This window comes from Morganella sp. GD04133 (assembly GCF_029835375.1).
Classification (GTDB): Bacteria; Pseudomonadota; Gammaproteobacteria; order Enterobacterales; family Enterobacteriaceae; genus Morganella; species Morganella morganii_B.
In genome coordinates this window covers 1-21,398 of the sequence record NZ_JAODZS010000007.1, presented here as the reverse complement: position 1 = coordinate 21,398, position 21,398 = coordinate 1, and the positions used below count along the sequence as shown (strand labels likewise).

The 21,398-nt window shown below is 49.3% G+C and carries 23 protein-coding genes and 1 riboswitch; of the genes, 11 read left to right on the top strand and 12 right to left on the bottom strand.

Translation table 11 applies throughout. The features are described 5' to 3' along the window. Nucleotides 1-124 precede the first annotated feature (124 nt). Entirely contained in the window at nt 125-1,285 is a 1,161-nt protein-coding gene (argE, locus tag N7387_RS04415; protein WP_279797191.1) for an acetylornithine deacetylase, read from the bottom strand. Between the two features lie 97 nt (nt 1,286-1,382). On the opposite strand from argE, the gene argC reads away from it, so the two are divergent. The 4 genes from argC (at nt 1,383) to argH (ending at nt 5,963) form a co-directional block, all read left to right on the top strand. Then, on the top strand, nt 1,383-2,393 hold the full coding sequence (argC, locus tag N7387_RS04410) for an N-acetyl-gamma-glutamyl-phosphate reductase (protein ID WP_279797189.1): 1,011 nt from the start codon (nt 1,383-1,385) through the stop codon (nt 2,391-2,393). Nucleotides 2,394-2,435: 42 nt separating this feature from the next. After that, nucleotides 2,436-3,209 carry an acetylglutamate kinase gene (gene argB, locus N7387_RS04405; RefSeq protein WP_279797188.1) on the top strand — a complete coding sequence of 258 codons (774 nt, stop codon included), beginning with the start codon at nt 2,436-2,438 and terminating at the stop codon, nt 3,207-3,209. Between the two features lie 69 nt (nt 3,210-3,278). Beyond that, nucleotides 3,279-4,502 (top strand): argininosuccinate synthase, encoded by a 1,224-nt coding sequence (locus N7387_RS04400; protein ID WP_025151960.1) that lies wholly within the window; start codon nt 3,279-3,281, stop codon nt 4,500-4,502. 81 nt (nt 4,503-4,583) lie between these two features. Continuing rightward, nucleotides 4,584-5,963, top strand: a complete 1,380-nt coding sequence (argH, locus tag N7387_RS04395) for an argininosuccinate lyase (protein ID WP_279797184.1) — start codon at nt 4,584-4,586, stop codon at nt 5,961-5,963. A 63-nt stretch (nt 5,964-6,026) separates the two neighbouring features. Here the strand turns inward: argH and N7387_RS04390 are convergent, their stop codons facing one another. Then, nucleotides 6,027-6,248, bottom strand: a complete 222-nt coding sequence (locus tag N7387_RS04390; RefSeq protein ID WP_025151958.1) for a helix-turn-helix transcriptional regulator — start codon at nt 6,246-6,248, stop codon at nt 6,027-6,029. A gap of 198 nt (nt 6,249-6,446) precedes the next feature. Between N7387_RS04390 and N7387_RS04385 the strand changes: the two genes are divergently transcribed. Next, complete coding sequence (locus N7387_RS04385; RefSeq protein ID WP_279797181.1) at nt 6,447-7,223, top strand: hypothetical protein; 777 nt, start codon at nt 6,447-6,449, stop codon at nt 7,221-7,223. Nucleotides 7,224-7,300: 77 nt separating this feature from the next. Beyond that, nucleotides 7,301-8,503: an MFS transporter gene (locus tag N7387_RS04380; RefSeq protein ID WP_279797179.1), complete on the top strand. Its 1,203-nt coding sequence runs from the start codon at nt 7,301-7,303 to the stop codon at nt 8,501-8,503. 407 nt (nt 8,504-8,910) lie between these two features. On the opposite strand, the gene N7387_RS04375 is transcribed toward N7387_RS04380, so the two are convergent. Further along, nucleotides 8,911-9,312, bottom strand: a complete 402-nt coding sequence (locus N7387_RS04375) for a hypothetical protein (RefSeq protein ID WP_262883153.1) — start codon at nt 9,310-9,312, stop codon at nt 8,911-8,913. A 149-nt stretch (nt 9,313-9,461) separates the two neighbouring features. Further along, the gene (locus N7387_RS04370; RefSeq protein ID WP_262883152.1) at nt 9,462-9,623 is read right to left on the bottom strand and encodes a hypothetical protein; all 162 of its coding nucleotides are present in this window, start codon (nt 9,621-9,623) and stop codon (nt 9,462-9,464) included. 247 nt (nt 9,624-9,870) lie between these two features. On the opposite strand from N7387_RS04370, the gene oxyR reads away from it, so the two are divergent. Then, nucleotides 9,871-10,782 carry a DNA-binding transcriptional regulator OxyR gene (oxyR, locus tag N7387_RS04365; protein ID WP_004236590.1) on the top strand — a complete coding sequence of 304 codons (912 nt, stop codon included), beginning with the start codon at nt 9,871-9,873 and terminating at the stop codon, nt 10,780-10,782. Here the strand turns inward: oxyR and sthA are convergent. Then, entirely contained in the window at nt 10,779-12,179 is a 1,401-nt protein-coding gene (gene sthA / locus N7387_RS04360; protein ID WP_015422398.1) for a Si-specific NAD(P)(+) transhydrogenase, read from the bottom strand. The genes oxyR and sthA overlap by 4 nt on opposite strands. A 203-nt stretch (nt 12,180-12,382) precedes the next feature. Here sthA and fabR point away from each other — a divergent pair, with 203 nt between their 5' ends. Together fabR and N7387_RS04350 are read left to right on the top strand one after the other, a co-directional pair. Then, the gene (fabR, locus tag N7387_RS04355; RefSeq protein ID WP_262860765.1) at nt 12,383-13,039 is read left to right on the top strand and encodes an HTH-type transcriptional repressor FabR; all 657 of its coding nucleotides are present in this window, start codon (nt 12,383-12,385) and stop codon (nt 13,037-13,039) included. A 23-nt stretch (nt 13,040-13,062) separates the two neighbouring features. Beyond that, the gene (locus tag N7387_RS04350) at nt 13,063-13,437 is read left to right on the top strand and encodes a YijD family membrane protein (protein WP_046892928.1); all 375 of its coding nucleotides are present in this window, start codon (nt 13,063-13,065) and stop codon (nt 13,435-13,437) included. Between the two features lie 56 nt (nt 13,438-13,493). Here the strand turns inward: N7387_RS04350 and N7387_RS04345 are convergent, their stop codons facing one another. From N7387_RS04345 to trmA, 6 genes are all read right to left on the bottom strand, one after another. Further along, on the bottom strand, nt 13,494-14,138 hold the full coding sequence (locus N7387_RS04345) for an ABC transporter ATP-binding protein (protein ID WP_262883151.1): 645 nt from the start codon (nt 14,136-14,138) through the stop codon (nt 13,494-13,496). Beyond that, nucleotides 14,053-14,769 carry an energy-coupling factor transporter transmembrane component T gene (locus tag N7387_RS04340; RefSeq protein ID WP_214179129.1) on the bottom strand — a complete coding sequence of 239 codons (717 nt, stop codon included), beginning with the start codon at nt 14,767-14,769 and terminating at the stop codon, nt 14,053-14,055. Before N7387_RS04340 ends, N7387_RS04345 begins: the two co-directional genes overlap by 86 nt. Next, nucleotides 14,762-15,394 carry a cobalt transporter CbiM gene (gene cbiM, locus N7387_RS04335; RefSeq protein ID WP_279797168.1) on the bottom strand — a complete coding sequence of 211 codons (633 nt, stop codon included), beginning with the start codon at nt 15,392-15,394 and terminating at the stop codon, nt 14,762-14,764. Before cbiM ends, N7387_RS04340 begins: the two co-directional genes overlap by 8 nt. Nucleotides 15,395-15,407: 13 nt before the next feature. Beyond that, nucleotides 15,408-15,878, bottom strand: coding sequence for an Additional component NikL of nickel ECF transporter (locus N7387_RS04330; protein WP_262864605.1), 471 nt, complete (start codon nt 15,876-15,878; stop codon nt 15,408-15,410). Nucleotides 15,879-15,929: 51 nt separating this feature from the next. Next, complete coding sequence (locus N7387_RS04325; protein WP_279797167.1) at nt 15,930-16,619, bottom strand: DUF4198 domain-containing protein; 690 nt, start codon at nt 16,617-16,619, stop codon at nt 15,930-15,932. Nucleotides 16,620-17,053: 434 nt separating this feature from the next. Next, nucleotides 17,054-18,154: a tRNA (uridine(54)-C5)-methyltransferase TrmA gene (gene trmA / locus N7387_RS04320; protein WP_279797165.1), complete on the bottom strand. Its 1,101-nt coding sequence runs from the start codon at nt 18,152-18,154 to the stop codon at nt 17,054-17,056. Nucleotides 18,155-18,261: 107 nt separating this feature from the next. Next, nucleotides 18,262-18,448, top strand: a riboswitch (cobalamin riboswitch). Nucleotides 18,449-18,512: 64 nt separating this feature from the next. Between trmA and btuB the strand changes: the two genes are divergently transcribed. Then, the gene (gene btuB / locus N7387_RS04315) at nt 18,513-20,363 is read left to right on the top strand and encodes a TonB-dependent vitamin B12 receptor BtuB (RefSeq protein ID WP_279797164.1); all 1,851 of its coding nucleotides are present in this window, start codon (nt 18,513-18,515) and stop codon (nt 20,361-20,363) included. Further along, nucleotides 20,308-21,174 carry a glutamate racemase gene (murI, locus tag N7387_RS04310; RefSeq protein WP_279797163.1) on the top strand — a complete coding sequence of 289 codons (867 nt, stop codon included), beginning with the start codon at nt 20,308-20,310 and terminating at the stop codon, nt 21,172-21,174. The genes btuB and murI overlap by 56 nt, the downstream gene beginning before the upstream one ends. 38 nt (nt 21,175-21,212) lie before the next feature. Here the strand turns inward: murI and N7387_RS04305 are convergent. Beyond that, nucleotides 21,213-21,398: hypothetical protein (locus tag N7387_RS04305; protein ID WP_279797162.1), on the bottom strand; the 186-nt coding region annotated here is incomplete at its 5' end.

Here is a 21,398-nt window from a genome sequence, read left to right as displayed (position 1 = left end):
GGATGAGTTGGTTAAACGTCAACCACTAATTGTCACAGTGCGGGTGAGGTTTTCTCACGCACTGTATGAAAGTTCGTCATGATGAGGGAAAAGCAGCGGACAGGCAGGCTGTCCGCTGAGAAGATTATGCCGGGTCTTTACAGCAGAAATGGGTGACAAGCTGAGTCAGCAGCTCGCGGGTTGGCTCAATAAAGCGGGTTTCGAGAAACTCATCCGGCTGATGCGCCTGTTCAATTGAACCGGGACCGAGCACCAGGGTCGGGCACAGATCCTGAATAAACGGTGCTTCGGTGCAGTAATTTACGGTCTGCGCTTTTTCGCCGAGCAGATTTTCAATCACACCGACCATTTTATGATCCGTCGGGCAGGCGTAACCCGGGATCGGCGCGTGCAGCTCCTCAATCGCCAGCCGTCCCGGCCAGCGCTGTTTCACCGGCTCCAGCGTGGTGTTGAGCATGTCATCGATATCACTGAGGGTCATGCCCGGCAGCGGCCGGATATCCATATGCAATTCACAGCAGCCGCAGATACGGTTTGCCGCATCACCACCGTGAATATGACCGAAATTCATGGTCGGATACGGAATGACAAACGCCGGGTTATTGAATTTTTCTTTCAGCTCGTTACGCAGCGACATCAGGTGCGTGATGGATTCATTCATCAGCTCAATCGCATTGACGCCGCGCGCCGGATCACTGGAATGACCGGACTGACCGGTAATGCGGATAGCATTGGAGAGGTGACCTTTGTGCGCCCGCACCGGCTGTAACGATGTGGGTTCGCCGATAATGGCAAAGGACGGGCGGATTGCAGCATTGGCGGCGAAATAGCGCGCCCCGGCCATGGTGGTCTCTTCATCTGCGGTGGCGAGGATATAGAGCGGGTGCTGCAAATCCTTCACACTGATATCACGCAGCGCGTCGAGGATAAAGGCGAAAAAGCCCTTCATATCCGCTGTTCCCAGCCCGTACAGCTTGTTGTTCTGCTCTGTCAGGGTGAAGGGATCTTTGCTCCAGCGCCCTTCATCAAACGGAACGGTATCGGTGTGACCGCACAGCAGCAGACCGCCGTCACCGTCGCCGAGACTGGCAAGCAGATTGAATTTGCCGCGTGTTTCCGGAACAGGTTGCACTTCGACATCAAACCCCAGGGTTTCAAACCAGGTCGCCAGCAGATTGATCACCGTTTCATTACTCTGATCCGATTCTGCTTCCGTGGAACTGATGGAAGGGGCCGCGATGAGCTGACGATAAATCTCAATAAATGCAGGTAATTTAATATTCACTGTTGACAGCCTTTAGTCATAATAGTATCAATATTCATGCAGTTTATGTGAATAAAAATACATTGTTTGTGTTTCAGGTACAAGGTGAAGATAACATATGTTGAAAACGCTGATTATCGGTGCCAGCGGATATACCGGAGCAGAGCTCGCGGCTTATATCCAACGCCACCCGCAGACGGAGCTGACCGGCCTGATGATATCCGCCAACAGTGCGGACGCCGGAAAATGCTTTTCGGATCTGCATCCGCAGTTCCGGGGCCTGGTGGATCTGCCGCTGACGCCGCTGACGGACCCGGCTGTCGTTGCACAAAATACCGATGTGGTGTTCCTGGCAACCGCCCATGAAGTCAGCCATGACCTCGTGCCGGTTTTCCTTGCGGCGGGTTGCACGGTGTTTGATCTTTCAGGCGCTTACCGCGTTCAGCAGGATAATTTTTACCCACAATACTACGGATTTGAACACAAACATACCGCCTTATTGGCTCAGGCGGTGTACGGGCTGGCGGAATGGCAGCGTGACAAAATTCGTACCGCGCAGCTGGTTGCAGTGCCGGGCTGTTATCCGACGGTCTCCCAGCTGGCTTTGAAACCACTGCTGGATAATGACTTACTGGATCTGACCCAATGGCCGGTGATCAATGCCACCAGCGGCGTGAGCGGCGCCGGGCGTAAAGCCGCCCTGAATAACAGTTTTTGTGAGGTGAGTCTGCAACCCTACGGGCTGTTTACTCACCGGCACCAGCCGGAAATTTCTGCACATCTCGGGACACCGGTGATCTTTACCCCGCATCTCGGCAATTTTAAGCGCGGAATTCTGGCAACCATTACCTGCAAACTGAAAAGCGGTGTGACCGCAGAGCAGGTCAGTGCAGCCTATCACCGCGCTTATGACGATAAACCACTGGTGCGGGTGTATGACCGCGGCGTACCGGCACTGAATGCGGTTGTTGGTCAGCCGTTCTGCGACCTGGGTTTTGCCGTGCAGAGGGATCATCTGATTGTCGTCGGTGCAGAGGATAATCTGCTCAAAGGGGCGGCGGCTCAGGCGGTTCAGTGCATGAATATTCGTTTTGGCTTTAATGAAACGCTGTCTCTGCTGCCACAGTAAGCAGACAGCACGACTTACTCTTTTATCTGACGGAAAACGGAAATGGAACCATTAGTCATCAAATTAGGCGGCGTGTTACTGGACAGCGAAGAAGCGCTGGGGCGTCTGTTCACCGCACTGGCCGCATACCGGGCGTCGAATAACCGCCGCATTGTCATCGTTCATGGCGGCGGCTGCGTGGTGGATGAACTGATGGCGAAATTACAGTTACCGGTAGTGAAAAAACAGGGACTGCGGGTCACCCCGGCGGATCAGATCGATATTATCACCGGGGCGCTGGCGGGCAGTGCCAACAAAACACTGCTGGCGTGGGCGACCCGTTACCAGCTTAACGGCACCGGTTTGTGTCTCGGGGATGGTCAGAGTGTGAAAGTCACACCACTAAGTGACGAGCTGGGCCATGTCGGCAAAGCGGAGCCCGGCAGCCCGGTTCTGCTGAATCTGTTACTGAACAACGGTTTTCTGCCGGTCGTCAGTTCTATCGGTATCACGGAAGACGGGCTGCTGATGAATGTGAATGCGGATCAGGCGGCGACCGCCATTGCGGAAACGCTGGGCGCGGATCTGGTCCTGTTGTCGGATGTCAGCGGCATCCTGGACGGCAAAGGCCAGAAAATCAAAACACTCGATGGTGTATATGCACAGAAACTGATCGACGACGGCATTATCACCGACGGCATGATTGTGAAAGTGAATGCGGCGCTGGAAGCGGCGGCCACACTGGGGCGTCCGGTGGATATCGCTTCCTGGCGTCATGCGGATCAGCTGCATTTATTATTTGATGGCGAAGCCATCGGCACGCGGATTTCCGCGTAATCCGGATTATCAGCACATTGGCAGAATCACTCCGCAGCGGCGGATAACATTTACTGAAAGGACAGGGTTATGACAGAGGCAAAAAAAACAGGTATTAAAAAAATCGTACTGGCTTACTCCGGCGGCCTGGATACATCGGCCATTATTCCGTGGCTGAAAGAGCATTATGATAACTGTGAAGTGGTGGCATTTGTCGCCAATATCGGCCAGAGCGCGGAAGATCTCGACGGTGTTGAGCAGAAAGCACTGAACTCCGGGGCATCTTCCTGCTATGTCGTCGATCTGCGTGAAGAATTTATCAAAGATTTTGTCTATCCGGTGCTGAAAAGCGGCGCACTGTATGAAGGCAAATATCTGCTCGGTACCTCCATGGCGCGGCCGATTATCGCCAAAGCCCAGGTTGAGCTGGCACTGAAAGTCGGCGCGGATGCGCTGGCACATGGCGCGACCGGCAAAGGCAATGACCAGGTGCGTTTTGAGGGAACCTACACCGCCCTTGCGCCGCAGCTGAAAGTGATTGCGCCGTGGCGTGAGTGGGATCTGCGTTCACGTGAGGCTCTGCTGGATTACCTGAAAGTCCGTAATATTCCGACCACCGCATCTCTGGAAAAAATCTACAGCCGTGATGAAAACGCATGGCATATCTCCACCGAGGGTGGCGTGCTGGAAAGCCCGTGGAATCAGTCCAATGCGGATTGCTGGGTATGGACTGCTGATCCGCAGGAAGCCCCGGATCAGCCGGAACTGGTCACTGTTACCATTAAGGCCGGTGAAGTCACCGGGGTGAACGGTAAAGCGCTGTCCCCGTATAACTGCCTGAATGCCCTGAATGAACTGGGCGCGAAACACGGCATCGGCCGGATCGATATTGTGGAAAACCGGCTGGTGGGGATGAAATCCCGCGGCTGTTATGAAACCCCGGGGGGCACCATCATGATGGCGGCACTGCGCGGACTGGAAGAGATCATTCTCGATCGCGACAGCTTCAAATGGCGTCAGCAGATCGGACTCGAAATGTCTTATGTGGTGTATGACGGCCGCTGGTTTGCCCCGCTGCGTAAATCCATTCAGGCCGCAGCAGATTCTCTGGCGGAAGAGGTCAGCGGTGAAGTGGTACTGAAACTCTATAAAGGGCAGGTTACGGCGATTCAAAAACAATCCGCCAACAGCCTCTACTCTGAAGAGTTCGCCACGTTCGGCGAAGATGAAGTCTATGACCACAGCCATGCGGGCGGCTTTATCCGTCTGTATTCACTCTCCTCGCGGATCCGTGCGCTGAAAGCACAGAAATAACCGGCGGGAGACAGGGAGATTATGCACAAGGACGTGCATCAGACTGATTTATCATTAAAAACAGAAAGAAAGGGAAAAAGTATGGCACTGTGGGGCGGACGCTTCAGTCAGGAAGCAGATCAACGGTTCAAACAATTCAACGATTCGCTGAGATTCGACTATCGTCTGGCGGAGCAGGACATTACCGGCTCTGTGGCCTGGTCGAAAGCACTGGTGACGGTTAATGTGCTGACCGCACAGGAGCAGGCGGCGCTGGAGCAGGCACTGAATGAGCTGCTGGCGGAAGTACAGGCCGACCCGCGTGCCATTCTGCGCAGTGATGCGGAAGATATTCACAGTTGGGTGGAAGGTAAACTTATCGCTAAAGTCGGCGATCTGGGGAAAAAACTCCACACCGGACGCAGCCGTAACGACCAGGTGGCGACTGATTTAAAACTGTGGTGCAAAGAGGCGGTCAGTCAGATCCTCGCTGCATTACAGGAATTACAGCAGGCACTGGTGCTGACGGCGGAGCAGAATCAGGACGCGGTGATGCCGGGCTATACGCATTTACAGCGGGCACAGCCGGTGACATTTGCCCACTGGTGCCTGGCGTACAGTGAAATGCTGGCGCGGGATGAAAGCCGTGTCCGTGATGCTCTGGCGCGTTTTGATTACAGCCCGCTCGGCTCGGGCGCGCTGGCCGGGACCGCGTATGCCATTGACCGGGAACAGCTGGCCGGCTGGCTGGGATTCGCCGGTGCGACCCGTAACAGCCTCGACAGTGTGTCTGATCGCGACCATGTACTGGAATTGCTCAGTGATGCGGCGATCAGCATGGTGCATCTCTCCCGTTTTGCTGAAGATATGATTTTCTTCAACAGCGGTGAAGCGGCGTTTATTGAGTTATCTGATCGTGTCACCTCCGGCTCTTCCCTGATGCCGCAGAAAAAAAACCCGGATGCCCTTGAGCTTATCCGTGGTAAATGCGGCCGGGTGCAGGGCGCACTGACCGGCATGATGATGACTCTCAAAGGTTTGCCGCTCGCCTATAACAAGGATATGCAGGAAGACAAAGAGGGGCTGTTTGATGCACTCGACAGCTGGCTGGACTGCCTGCATATGGCGGCCCTGGTGCTGGAAGGTATTCAGGTGAAACGTCCGCGCTGCGAGGAAGCCGCCAAACAGGGCTATGCCAACGCGACAGAACTGGCGGATTACCTGGTGGCAAACGGTGTTCCGTTCCGCGAGGCGCATCATATTGTCGGTGAAGTGGTGGTCGGCGCGATAGCAAAAGGCGTGGCACTGGAAGAAATGCCGCTGACAGAATTGCAGGAATTCAGTCCGGTGATTGCCTTGGATGTGTATGACATCCTGTCACTTCAGTCCTGCCTGGAAAAACGCTGCGCGAAAGGCGGTGTTTCACCGGAGCAGGTGGCAGCGGCCATCAGTGAAGCCAAAATCCGGCTGAAATGGGTGTAACATAATGCATTGTCCCCGGATCACGCTCTGTTCCCCGTGATCCGGGGTTTTTATTTATTATCATCAGTATATTTTTTGCCTGTAACGCGAAGGCCAGATGTCGGCCGGTGATACATTCAGGAAATCCGCAATAATCTTTTCGCCTTTCGGCCAGCGCCGGGCAAGGGCGTTATTCAGTGTCGCCGGCCGTAATCCGGCATTACGCGACAGTGCCGACAATGATGTTCCTCTTTTTTTGATAGCGGCAATAATATCCGCCGGATGCCAGTCTTGTGCTTTATGCATATTTATTCCTTTATTAATTAATCTGACTAAATTTGGTGATTATTTAATATCATGCTAATTAGTAATATTAGTACTGAAATTAAAGGGTAGACTAAATTATAAATTTTAAAATACAGATAAAATGAGGGGTTGAAATATTGTTTTACTATGCTAAATATTAAAGTGATTTAACAAATGCTCACTTGCACAGGGAATAATATGAATATTCAAAGTATCGCAATGGAAGAATTATGTAATAATCTGACAAATGATTTTTCTCAATATTTTGACTGGAATGATATGGGGATTAATTATTCCAGAATTAATCTTTCTGACAAATCTGTCAATGTCTTATCCAGTGACTATGATTGGTTACTGACATTCTGGGGGGATGATATGGATTTACGTATCGGGGAACGCCTGAGTGCCGGAATTCAGTACTGGAGGAACTACAGTGATGAGTACAGAGCGGTTTTACGGAAAGGGAAAAATAGTCAGTTTAAAGTGGATTTCTGTACGAAGCACGGCGATTTATTTGAGATTGTGTCCATCAATTCAGGAAAAAAATTATCTGTCGCGGATATGATGACCATCTATAAATGGAAACCGGTTATTTCTGATTACGCAGACAGACTCTGGAAAAAGAAAGAAGAATTAATTTTACCATTACGGGCAGAAATAAATACGTCTGCTAATGAAAATGATCAGGTAAACAATGACCCTGCTGATATTTTAGATATCCACCAATATATGCGCTTCGGTAATATCCGTTTTACCCGCAAAGAAATTCTCACCATCCGGTTATTATTATCCCATCGTAAAATAAAAGAGATCAGCGCGATACAAGGGTGTTCAGAAGCATCAGAGCATAAACGTATTCAGCGGATTAAAGAAAAACTGGGCTGCCCGCATGCATCGTCCGGCGGGGTGTTTAATGCGCTGAAAGAAAACGGGATCACACTGGCGTGTCTGGATACCCTGGTAAGCCTGCCGTAAGCCATCTGTATAAATAACACAATAACAGAGCGGGCTGCCGGGCAGCCCGTCTTTACCAGGATCAAAGGGAACTGAGAATGAAATGGAGATACCGGCTGGGTGCCGTGGCAGGGAATGCACTGGAGTATTACGATATCGCGGTTTTTGCGGCAATCTCCGTATACCTCAGTGCTGAGCTTGAAAGACTGGGCTATGAATCAGCAACTGAAATGGTCTGGGGAATATTTGCGCTGCGTTTTCTGGCACGTCCGATCGGCGGCTATATTATCGGACGTTATGCGGACAGAGCAGGGAAACGATCGGCGCTGATATTAACCAGCCTGATAACAGGTACTGCAACGTTATGTATGGCGTTACTTCCGGTTAACGTATTAGGATCTTATACACCTGTCGCCGTTTTAGTTTTGCAAATGACATTGTCGTTCAGTTTTGGTGGTGAGTATCCGTCATTAATTACGTATCTGTTCAGTCATGCAAAAGATAATGAACAAGCAAGGTTGTCATCACTCGTTGTGGCAAGTTCTACTCTCGGTGTGATTATCTCCCTCGGACTGGTTTTGTGTCTGGAGAAGATGCTTACACCAGATATGATGCAAAGTATTGGCTGGCGCATTCCGTTATTGGTTGGCCTGGCGAATATTATGATGAGTTTCTGGTTCCGTACACGATTACCGGAACTGTCTGTTAAACCGGTAACGGACAAACAGGTTAACGGCTATCAGGCGCTGCTTATCTTTCTGATGACAATTCCGGGTTCCGCTGTTTTCTATTCTTATAACATGTCTTCTTCACTGGTCCGTGAACAGATTAAGACAGACATATTGAAAGAAGGTTATGCAATATACTCGTCCTGTTTCCTGTTCATCGCTATTCTTATCTGCGGGTGGCTGACGGATAAATACAGTTCAGCGGAACGTGTTTTTAAAATCAGTGCCGGATGTCTGGTGATATTATCAGTGCCAATTTATTTCTTACTCAGCAGCGAACACACCGCCCTGGTGATTACCGCTCAGTTGATTCTGACCATTAATGCGTCCTGTATCTCCTGCACACTGGCATCGGTGATTGCCGGTATTTCCCGTGGTCATACCACTACTTTAAGTCTGGGTTATAACCTGGCATCCACCCTGATCGGCGGATTTACCCCGTTAATTATCGGCTGGCTGGTGTCATATAACCTGACATATGCCGGGGTGTATATCGCCGCCTCCGGTCTCACAGTCGCACTTTCTTACCGGTTAATGCGGAATAGTGATGTAAAGGCATACGCTTACCGGTAGCAACACCGGCCAGTGCCGGGTAATCATCCCGGCACTTCAACAGTGATATATCTGACTTTTTCCGGTTATGTTCTGCGGTGTGTTGGCTGTAGCCGGTAAAACATCGCAGGTCACGATTAATACATGATTCTAACAAAATAAAAATCTGAGCCAGATTCTCCATATGTAATAAATCAGAATAAATGAAAGTGACAGGTAAAATAGTTTATTTCTCTTGAGAAATAAAAATGGCACGAAACACAGGATCGGCAAAAAATAGGATATTGAATCATTATCTTTTGGTAGTTCACAGACGCTGTAAATACCATCACTTAATAACGATTCATAATCTGAAGATGTAAATATTTTTATTATTAATAATGAAATAAAAGTATAGGCTATCAGTAGTAATTTCATGTTTACTCCATTTATTTAATTTCAAGTAATGCTTTTACTTTATTTCTGTTTCTCAGCATCGTTCTTCCATATGAAGTATACACTCTTGAGCTGTAATCGCTTGTGTCTGCATTAATGGATTGTTTGAAATCATTTAAATTACGTTCTTTCCCTCTGTTGTATCTTGAGCCGGCAATGATGAATTGTTCATCAGTTAAATTTGTTGTATCAATATCAGGGAAATCATAAACAATCAGGTCGTGAAGATGCTTTGCAACAACATTCAGGTTAAAAATATCCTTTTGTAAGCAATTGGATATGTAGTTGACATCATTGATGCTTAGTTTCTCCGGATTCTTACCAAACATTTCACTTATTATTCTTATTTGTATTGCAACTATACCGATAGATGTATTCTCAGGCGGGTTTGTCATTGTGAGATGTTTGTCAATCCAATCAGGGCCTGAATAATCAAGTTGCCTGATTGGAAGAACAACATATTGTTTTACTCCATCAGGTTTTCCGCCAGCTTCTATTCGGGCTACACTTCCTAATAAGTCAGCAGGTATTTTATATTGTGATGCTATTTTTTTATACTCGATTTGTGATAAATAAGGTAGCTGTCTTTATATTTATTGAGGTAATCGTCCCCTCCAAATGTTTGCCACCATGCGGCATCAATCACTCCCCATTTTGGATAATTTTCATTGCTGTCTGCATTGCATAAATCCATTAGATCTGACATTTAAAATCCTTTTATTTGTAATATATCAACCAAGTAAATTAACGTATTTTGTGTGATTGGAAATACTATCTTTTTCAGTATAGTATTTTTCAGAGATAACCGGAATTTTTTATCTGAACTGACGGGAACACCTGAACATCAGTTTACGCTTGTATCCTGCCTGTGATTTAAGCTCGACTAACAATGCAGTTGCGTTATGATAGTTATCAATTGATTTTATCTATTAATCGCAGACGGAGACACAGGCATGAATATCCGGGATTTGGAATATCTGGTGGCACTTTCTGAGCATAATCACTTTCGCCGCGCGGCAGATGCCTGTCATGTCAGCCAGCCGACACTGAGCGGACAGATCCGCAAGCTCGAGGATGAACTGGGTGTGATGCTGCTGGAGCGCACCAGCCGCAAAGTCCTGTTTACCCAGCAGGGAATGCTGCTGGTGGATCAGGCCCGGACCATTCTGCGGGAGGTGAAAATCCTTGAGGAAATGGCCTCCCTTCAGGGGGAAAGCATGGCGGGGCCGCTGCATATCGGGCTGATCCCGACTATCGCCCCGTATCTGCTGCCGCATATCATTCCGGAACTGCACCGGTTATGGCCGAAGCTCGAAATGTATCTGCATGAAGCCCAGACCCATCAGCTGCTGGCGCAACTGGACAGCGGGAAACTGGACTGCGCGATTCTGGCGCGGGTAAAAGAAACCGGCAGCTTTATTGAAGAGCCGCTGTTTAATGAGCCGATGAAACTGGCGATTTATGATGAACATCCGTGGGCATCCCGCCAGGAAGTGGAAATGCATGAACTGGCAGGGGAAAAACTGCTGATGCTGGAAGACGGGCACTGTCTGCGTGATCAGGCGATGGGATTCTGTTTCCAGGCCGGCGCGCGGGAAGATACCCACTTCCGGGCGACGAGTATGGAAACCCTGCGCAATATGGTGGCGGCAGGCAGTGGTATCACGTTACTGCCGGATCTGGCGATTCCGCCGGAGCACAAGCGCGACGGCGTGTGCTATCTCTCCTGCACTAATCCGGAACCGTTCCGTGAAGTGATCCTGGTATACCGTCCGGGGTCGCCGCTGCGCAGCCGTTACAGCCAGCTGGCAGAGGCTATCCGTGCAAAAATGTGCGCTTATTATCAGCAGGAGCCTGCCGCTTAAAATAAGCGGTTAAGCCCGTTCAGTGCGGCAACCCGGTAGGCTTCCGCCATTGTCGGGTAATTGAAGGTGGTATTGACGAAATAATCGATGGTATTACCTTCACCTTTTTGTTCCATAATTGCCTGGCCGATATGGATAATCTCAGCTGCACGTTCGCCGAAGCAGTGGATCCCCAGAATCTGCCGGGTTTCGCGGTGGAACAGAATTTTCAGGCTGCCTGCATCCAGCCCGGCGATTTGTGCCCGTGCCAGGTGTTTGAACTGCGCCCGGCCCACTTCATACGGGATCTTCATCGCCGTCAGCTGTTGCTCTGTTTTACCGACTGAGCTGATTTCCGGAATGGTGTAAATCCCGGTCGGGATATCCTCTATCAGATGCAGCGGTGCATTGCCGTCATGGGTGATAGCACGGGCGGCAATCCGCCCCTGGTCATAAGCCGCCGAGGCGAGGCTCGGGTAGCCGATAACATCCCCGACCGCATAAATCGCCGGGTTGCTGGTCTGATAGGTATCATTGACACTGATAAGACCCCGGCTGTCAGCGGTGATCCCGACATGCTCAAGACCGAGATTATCGGTGTTACCGGTGCGACCGTTGGCAAAGAGCAGGCAGTCCGCCTTCACTTTTTTTCCGGAGCGGAAGTGAATAATCACACCGTCATCCGTGCCCTCAATCCGCTCATACTCTTCATTCTGGCGGATAACCACGCCGTTGTTCCAGAAGTGATAGGTGAGGGCGTCCGACATCTCCTGGTCGAGAAACGCCAGCAGGCGGTCGCGGGTGTTGATCAGATCCACCTTCACACTCAGGCCGCGGAAAATAGAGGCATATTCACAGCCGATAACCCCGGCACCATAAATGATGACATGGCGCGGTTCGTGTGTCAGTGACAGAATGGTGTCGCTGTTATAGATGCGGGAGTGGCTGAAATCCACATCCGGCGGGCAGTACGGGCGCGAGCCGGTGGCAATAACCACATTCTCTGCACGGAGAATATCGCAGCTGCCGTCGCTGTAGCGCACACGGACATCACCCTCTTCGGTGAATTTGGCTTCACCGCAGAACATGGTGCAGCCGTTGCGCTCATAGAAACCACGGCGCATACCGGTTTGCTGGGTAATGACGCGGCCGGCGTGTGCCAGGATCTCAGAAAATGACGATTTCAGAACCCGGGAGTTATCACTGTACAGCGGATTCTGGTTAAATTCGATAATACGGCTGACGGCGTGGCGCAGTGCTTTGGAAGGAATCGTTCCCCAGTGGGTACAGCCGCCGCCGACGTCATCATAACGCTCAATTACGGCAACCCGTTTCCCTTGCTTCACAAGTCCCATTGCCACACCTTCGCCACCCGGGCCGGAGCCGATGACAATGGCATCAAACTGGTTCTGTTGCATATGAGAAATAACCTGTTTATACATAAATTAACAACATCATCTTAACATCAGATGGAAAATCAGCCTATGATTAGTAAGGTTTACAGGTCACACTTCGGAAAATCTTTTTTCGGGAATTTCACCGGCCATAAGCTAATCATCACTGAAAAAAGTATTAAGTTTGTTATATTGATCCGTCTGAATAAATTGAGAGTCTGAATTCCGTGAGTAACGTGATTGGTGTAAGAGCAAAACAGAAAGAAAAAACCCGCCGGGCCCTGATTGAAGCTGCCTTCAGCCAGCTCAGCGCCGAGCGCAGCTTCACCAGTCTGAGCCTGCGCGAGGTCGCCCGTGAAGCCGGGATCGCCCCGACCTCTTTTTACCGTCATTTCAAGGATGTGGATGAGCTGGGGCTGACGATGGTGGATGAGAGCGGGCTGATGCTGCGCCAGCTGATGCGCCAGGCGCGTCAGCGTATCGCCAAAGGCGGGAGTGTGATCCGGACATCAGTTGCGACATTTATGGAGTTTATCGGTAATAACCCCAACGCTTTCAGGTTATTATTGCGTGAGCGCTCCGGGACATCCGCAGAATTCCGTGCAGCGGTCGCACGGGAAATCCAGCATTTTATTGCAGAACTGGCAGACTATCTGGAACTGGAAAGTAAAATGCCGCGTCAGTTTACTGAACTGCAGGCAGAATCGATGGTAACCATCGTATTCAGCGCCGGTGCGGAAGCTCTGGATATTGATTTGGAAAAGCGGGCATACCTGGAAGAGCGGCTGGTATTACAGCTGCGGATGATTGCCAGAGGCGCGTATTACTGGTATCGCCGTGAACAAGAGAAAATGCATGACCCCGATTATACCCCTTTAATTTAGCACACATCACCAAGGAGAACGTTATGACGGAACAGTATCGCCGTGACAAAGGAACCTTACTGCTCGCTTTTATTGTCGGGCTTTCAGTACACGGTACTTTTTCAGCACTTTTTAATTCCGCAGTCCATTTTTCGGTTTTTCCGGTTCTGGCATTGTGTCTTGCGGTTTATTGTTTCCATCAGCGCTACCTCAACCAGATGCTGCCGGAAGGTATGCCCAAGCTGGTGACCGGCACGTTCTTCCTGGGTCTGTTTGCCTATAACGCCCTGATGCGTGCGGAATATCCGGAAGCCGGATCAAACTACTTTTCTGCCGTCTTTATTGTGATTATTGCCGTGTGGCTCTACCGGGCGATGAAGCAGCGCCGTGCCACCGGGCAGGATGAAGTGACAGAGTAATTGGTGTCAGAAAGACGATGAAAAGCCGGTCACTGACCGGCTTTTTAGTATCCGTATCAGGCACGGCAGGGAAACGGGATCACGCGGTGCGCCATCCGCTGCGTGAACTGCTGATTATGCGAGGCAACAATCATCGGCAGATTCAGCTGTGTAAGAATCGCTTCCAGACGCTGAATATTTTTCTCATTCAGGCCGTTGGTCGGTTCATCCAGCAGCAGAACAGACGGTGACATTGCCAGCACACCGGCCAGCGCGGTAAAATTTTTCTCACCACCGGAAATCTCCGTCACAGCACGGTCTTTCAGGCGGACAATATCCAGCATTTCCAGACACTGTAAAGCGCGCTCCCGTGCGGCATCCTGTGTCATTCCCATATTCAGCGGACCAAACATCACATCATCCAGCACACCCGGGCCGAACAACTGATCATCCGGATGCTGAAACAGCAATCCCAGCGGGCCGCGCACCCCGGTGAAATCATCTTCGGAATGACGGGATTTACCGAAAACCGAAATATCTCCGGTGAACGGGATAAAACCTAACAGTGTGTGCAGCAGGGTCGATTTCCCGCTGCCGATATCACCGCACAGAAAAAGCCGTTCTCCGGCGTTCAGTTCAAAGCTCAGATCCTGAATTATCGGCGCATTGTTGCGGCTGACAACCAGATTGCTGACCTGAATCAGGGGATTTGGGGACGTCATTAACAGACCTTTTTGTATTAACAGAAGACGGACGCGCGTAAAAACCCCGGGCTTTCAGCGCCATTTCAGTGGTTTCCGCTTTGTGCATGGCTTTGATCAGCAGCAGGGCGACCAGCTGGGATAACATGGTAAATGTCCGTTTATTCATCCCTTTGCGGAATCCCCGTGCTTTCATGGCCGTTTCAAGCTGTTGTTTGGTTTCACTGAAAATCGCGATATAGCGGATAGTCAGAATAAACAGCTTTATCAGCTTGTCGGGCAGGGGGTAACGTTTCACCGCACACGCCAGATCGATATCTGTCATGTTTGTCAGCATTGCAGAGACAAACAGCAGAATCGCATTCATTTTCAGCGTGATTTGCAGGGCGAGAAACACCCCTGCCGGGGATTGCACAATGCCCTGACTCTCAATTTTCCACGGCAGTGTCAGCCAGACAAACAGAATAAAAATATTCAGTTTCAGCACCGTCAGCAGTGAACGGCCCAACTGACGGCGGCGGCAGACAACAAACAGCAGAAAAGCACCCGACAGACCGGCGATAAGCCAGTCGGTCTGCCGGATACCGCTGAGCAAAAAAGCCCAGAGAACCGCAAGAAGCAGGCGCCGGTGGGGAGGCAGCCAGTTATCCATAGGTATGCTGCCCGGGCTGATTGACCATCAGGGAAGCCGGACGCATTTTTGCCAGCGCCAGCAGAATCCCGACACTGATCAGGGAATCGGTGACAAAAATCGGCAGATGCCCGATAAACAGCAGCCAGACCAGATCGATATAGGATTTACCGCTGTCGAGCACCAGTGCCAGTGAGGTCAGACACACTGTACCCAGCGTACCGATAACCCCGGCCATGATCCCGAGATAAACCAGACGTCCCTGACTCAGCCCCGGACGCAGGGAGTTCCGGAACAGGTAATAGACCAGCAGCGCCGGAATGGAAATATTACACAGGTTAACCCCGAGAACCGCGAAGCCGCCGAAGGAAAAAAACAGCACCTGCAGCGCAAGGGCTATCAGGAATGCCGGGAAAACCGCCCAGCCGAGAAACAATCCGGCAAGTCCGTTTAAGATCAGATGCACACTGCTGACCCCGATCGGTACATGAATCGTTCCGGCGACAAAAAACGCAGCCCCGAACAGGGCTGCCAGTGACAGACGCGAGGTATCCAGCTGACGGATGCCGATGGCAACCCCGGCGGCTGCCACCACACCGGCACCGGCCAGAACAGGAAGATGTAATACGCCTTCAGATAAATGCATGGTCTTCCTCCTGTTATGCGGCGTTTTTGGCGGCCTGCTTCGTTAATTCACGGGCACGGAAGAACGCAATCACACCGAAAATACCCACGATATAGCCCACACCACCGAGAATATTCTGCAGATAGATCTTATTCTTCAGCTGGTCAATATCCTGGCGGATCTGAATATAACCGGAAGAGGAATCACCGCTGCCGGTATTGGCAGTGGCGGAAATAACCGGCACTTCCGTTTCCACTTTGTGCCCTTCATCACCTTCAACATAGAGAATATAATCACCGGTCGCCGGGACGTCGATTTTGAAATACCCTTTTTCATCGGTCTTACCGGATATTTCATCATCTTCATGGCCTTTCAGATACGTACCGACATAAGTATCTTTTGCCGGAGACATATCAGAATAATAAGACTGGCCGCTGATCACATTTCCTTCCAGCTGTGCAACCACATGCATGGAATGAGCTTGTGCTGTTGTTGCCAACAGCACCCCGTTAATCAGTAAAATGACAAATAAATAAACAGATTTCATAACGTTTAATTACTCAGCGTCAAAAGATAAAACATATTCCAGCTGCTGGAACCCGTATTCTTTATTATCCGGTGTGTCCAGTTTGTATTCGGCGTAAACTTTATTGGCACCTTTTTCAGCTTTGAATTTTGCCAGGCCGTCTTTATTGGTCAGCACACCCGGGTCTTCTTCGCTTTTGGCGATTTTCATGCCTTCCAGCGGCTGACCATCTTTCAGGGCTTTGATCTCAACCTCCTGACCGGCCACCGGTTTGGTCATCGGTACCAGCTCATACGGGGTGTTAAAGACTTTTGTGGCATTGTCATCCCATTTGACGATATTTTTGCTGAATTTAATCGGGTTCTTGCTGAACTCAGCATCCGGTACTTCAATTTTATTTTTCTCAACGGTACGGCCGTTCTTTAATTTACTCCAGACACCGTTGTCGTAACCTAATAATATAATTGACGCATTCTCAGGCATAACAAAGTAAGCTTCACCATCTTTAAAGGTGGTGCTGACCGTTTCTATTTTACCGTCATGCATTACCGCCTGAACCGGTTTTAATTTATTTTCCGGATATTTTTCTGTCGGATTATGACCAAAACGGACAACATAATCAGAGCCGTCAGTTTGTTCAATCCAAACATTGTGTGCATTTGCCTGAAAACTACCAAATAACAGGGCGGCTGAAATTAACGTCATTTTCTTCAGAGACATAAAAATACCTTTCGGTTAAGTTGCGGGATTATTTATGGCCGAGTATAGAGGAGTGAAAATAAAAATAAGACCTTAAATTCAGAAGAATAATTAATATCAGGAACTGCTCACAGTAAATTGTTAAATATTTATTTACCGAAACCGTTTTTTTTAATGGACTTGGGTGGGTTGTTAATCTATTGCGTGAGGGTTATTTTTTGTCTCTGAAATGTTATGAGTGTAATGAATATTCGTTGAATGAATATTTACAGGATTTAAATGTCACTTTATGACGTATTTTTCACCGCTTGCCAGCGGCCTCAGTGGATCATTCTGATGAATAAAGAAAACCGGGACGTCAGCCGGAGATCATAAAGAAATAATTGATATAAACTCATAAAGTAAAAAAGTTCCTGATCAAAGATCAAGAACTTTTTGGGAAAACCCGTAACAACTTATCCGCGCCGGATCAACAAAACGCCGCTTTCCATGTGCGGGGTGTACGGAAACTGATCAAACAGCGCCAGCCGCACGACATCATGTGTCTGGTTCAGTGTCTCCAGATTTTCACATAATGTTTCCGGATTACAGGAAATATACAGAATCCGCTCGTAGCCCTGAACCAGTTTGACGGTTTCCGCATCCAGTCCGCTGCGTGGCGGATCGACAAATATGGTATTGCATTCATAAGAGGACAGATCAATCCCCGCGAGACGGTTAAATTCACGTGCGCCCTGCATTGCCTGTGTGAAATCTTCCGCGGACATACGGATAATCTGCACATTATCGATATGGTTAGCATCGATATTATATTGCGCGGCAGCCACTGACGGTTTGGCGATTTCGGTTGCCAGCACGCGGCGGAAATTACGCGCCAGTGCCAGTGAGAAATTGCCGTTGCCGCAATACAGCTCCAGCAAATCGCCCTCTGAACCTTCTGTCGCGGCAAGTGCCCACTCCAGCATATGGATATTGACCGCCGCATTCGGCTGCGTGAAGCTGTTTTCCACCTGGCGGTAAATCATCTCTTTACCTGCGACCGGTAAAACTTCATCAACATAATCATTATCCAGCATGATTTTTGTTTTAGAGGCACGGCCAATCAGCTGTAAATCAAAACCCTGTGACTGCAATTGTGCCCGTAATGTTTTGGCGGCTTCTGTCCAGCTGTCATCGAGTTTTTTATGATAGAGCAGGGAAACAATAATTTTGTTGCTGCGTGTCGACAGATAATCAATCTGAAAAAGTTTGTGACGCAGGAGATGGGTCTGTTTCAGTAACGGCAAAATGGCCTGCATCATGTCATTAATCAGCTGACTCGCGGCCGGGAAGGTATCAATCCGGATACGCTGTTTGGTCTGCTGATCAAACATGATATGCCAGAGATCATCCCCTTCATGCCAGATACGGAATTCAGCGCGCATCCGGTAGTGTGAAACCGGTGACGCAAATACGTGAGCATCCGGCGCCTGAAAAGGCTGCATCATTTTTTGCAGACTTCTTGCCTTTTCCGCAAGTTGTTCTTCATAATTTTCAATAGGTAACGTGTTGTGCATGGCGCGTCGATCCGTTTTGCTGATCACAAAAAATGTTCGTGTCCTGGTGATTAAAGTGTTCCGCCCGACAATTCAGACATCTTATTCTGGACAGGTTTTAAAACCGGATCGTAGCATGATAATTCGGTTTCTTCATAAGAATGAAAAGGGAATCCGGTGAAATTCCGGAACTGGCGCGCAGCGGTAATGGTAAAAGCAACACGATGACACTGTTATAAATGACGGGAAGTCGTTGCGGGGAATCACGTAGTACCCTCCTGAGTCCGAAGACCTGCCGAAGATTTGTCGTCCGTCCTGCTGACGCTACAAAGCAGACGGGTGGCATCCTCTTTATATATATGTGGGTGCTCAGGAAAAAATGAAAATGACCTCGCCTTATGCGCTGTCCGCTGTCGGACTGGCCGTGTTTTCCGCGTTATCGTTTAGCGCTTCTGCTAATACTAAAGATGATCAGATAATTGTTTCTGCTAACCGTTTTCAGCAGCCGGTTTCGTCCGTGCTGGCACCGGTAACCGTTGTAACCCGTGAAGAGATAGATAAGTGGCAGTCGAATTCTGTCCTGGATGTGCTGAGAAGACTCCCGGGGGTGGATATCAGCCAAAATGGTGGCGTTGGTCAGTTTAGTACTCTGTCAATCCGGGGTTCTGAAGCCCGTCATACTCTCATTCTTATCGATGGTATGCGCACTAATCAGGCTGGCGTTTCCGGGGCGTTTGACATGAGCCAATTGCCTATTGCGCTTGTTCAGAGAATTGAATACATAAGGGGATCCCGCTCTGCCATTTATGGTTCTGATGCAGTCGGTGGTGTCATCAACATAATTACGACGCGGGAAAATCCGGGCACAACGTTAAATGCCGGAATAGGTTCGCATGGTTTCCAGAATTACAATGGGTCTACCATGCAAAAAATAGGTGAAAATACAACGCTGAGTGCGGCCGGAAGTTATGTCTATACGAAGGGGTATAATATCCTGGATGACACATCACCTGTTTATGAACCATCACACAATAAACACGGAGCGATGAGTAAATCGTGGTGGTTTGGTGTTGATCATCAGTTATCGGATGAAATGGGTGTTTTTGCAAGAACCTATGGCTGGAATAACAGAACTACATATGCGCCTTCATTTCCCGGGGGAACAGATCAGGGTGAGATCTTTAATCGCGCCATAGATACCGGCCTTCGTTTCAGCCGCGGGATGTATGATACACAGTTATTGGCAAGCTATAGCCATTTGAAAGATTATAACTATAACTCTGTATATGGAAATTACGGTGCTGACTCGAGTGTCGATAATTCAAAACAGTATAACATCCAGTGGGGTAACCATTTTTCTATTGAAAATGGCGGTATAAGTACCGGGGTTGATTGGCAGCGACAAGAAATTGATGCGAACTCAGCGTCTGTTCTGGATAAGCAAAGTACTGACAATACAGGTATCTATCTGACCGGACAAAAAGAAATTCAGAAGTTTACTCTCGAAGGTGCGGTGCGCAGCGACCATCACTCTGAATTCGGATGGCACTCAACCTGGCAGGCAGGTGCTGGCTGGGAATTTATTGATGGGTATCGTTTAATTGGTTCTTATGGTACTGCATTTAAAGCACCAAACCTGGGGCAGTTGTACAGCAGTAAATGGGCACAGGGTAATCCTAATCTGAAGCCGGAAGAAAGTAAGCAGTGGGAGATTGGCCTTGAGGGACTGTCCGGGCCATTAAGTTGGCGTTTATCTGCATACCGGAATGACATAGACAATCTTATTATCTATGAAAATAATAAGTATCTGAATGAAAATACGGCAAAAATAAAAGGTGTTGAGTGGGTCGGTGAAATGGATACCGGTATTTTCCATCATCAACTGACATTGCAGTATGTTGATCCGCGTAATGGTAAAGACGAAATTCTGCAGCGCAGAGCAAAACAGCAAGTAAAATATCAGCTTGACTGGGTAGTTGCAGATATTGATATGGGAGTTACGTACCAATATATCGGAAAACGTTATGACACGGATTGGAATAAGTATCCGGCGGAGCGTGTTGAACTTAGCGGAGTCAGTCTTTTTGATGTGACTGCCGCATATCCGATCACTGACCATCTGACAATTCGTGGTAAAGTAGCTAACCTGTTTGATAAAGACTACGAGACTGCGTATGGCTATCGAACCGCTGGCCGCGAATACTTCCTCACAGGAAGCTACAACTTCTGATCCGAAAACCCGCCCGACAGTACTGCTGTTTGACTCCGGCATGGGCGGTTTATCTGTTTATCAGGAAGTAAGACAATTACTTCCTGATCTCCACTATATCTATGCATTCGATAATGAGGCATTTCCTTACGGTGAAAAAACCGAAGCCTTTATTGTCGAACGTGTGACTAAGATTGTCCGTCAGATTGCTCAGCAGCATCCGCTGGCAGTGATTGTCATTGCCTGTAATACCGCAAGCACTATTACGCTGCCTGCACTGCGTGCAATGTCCGACATTCCGGTGGTTGGCGTGGTTCCGGCGATCAAACCGGCAGCGAAACTGACACGTAACGGCCTGGTCGGGCTGCTGGCAACACGGGCGACAGTAAAACGGGCTTACACCCGGGAACTGATTGACCGGTTTGCTTCTGAGTGCCAGGTATCACTATTAGGATCGGCGGAGCTGGTTGAACTCGCAGAACGCAAGTTGTACGGTGAGGCGATTCCGGCGGGTGCCCTGGAAACTATCCTTGCGCCGTGGCGGAATATGAAAGAGCCGCCCGACACCGTGGTGCTGGGATGCACACACTTCCCGCTGATCGCCGAAGAACTGAAATCGGCATTACCGGACGGCACCCGGCTGGTGGACTCCGGTGCAGCGATTGCCCGCCGCGTGCAGTGGTTAATCAATAACAGTGAGAAACCTCATTACTTAACCGCTGAAAAAAACGTGGCGTATTGCATGCGGGATGATGAAGCGACACAGAAATTACAGCCGGTTTTGCAGCAATTGGGACTCGAATCGCTGAAAAAACTGACGATTACAGGATGATTTGCTGCATTAATCAGCAGTCAGCACATTTTTATAAATTACCCCTTGCGGTCAGATAAAAACTCCCTATAATGCGCATCCGTTGTCACAGCACAGGACGCGAAGTCCGCTGAGATAACAAGGTGAAAAGTCTGAAAATAAATACTTGACACCAAATGAGGAAACGTAATATACGCAGCCTCGCAACAACGCAGAAGACCGGCAACGGCAGCGAAGGTTGCAAC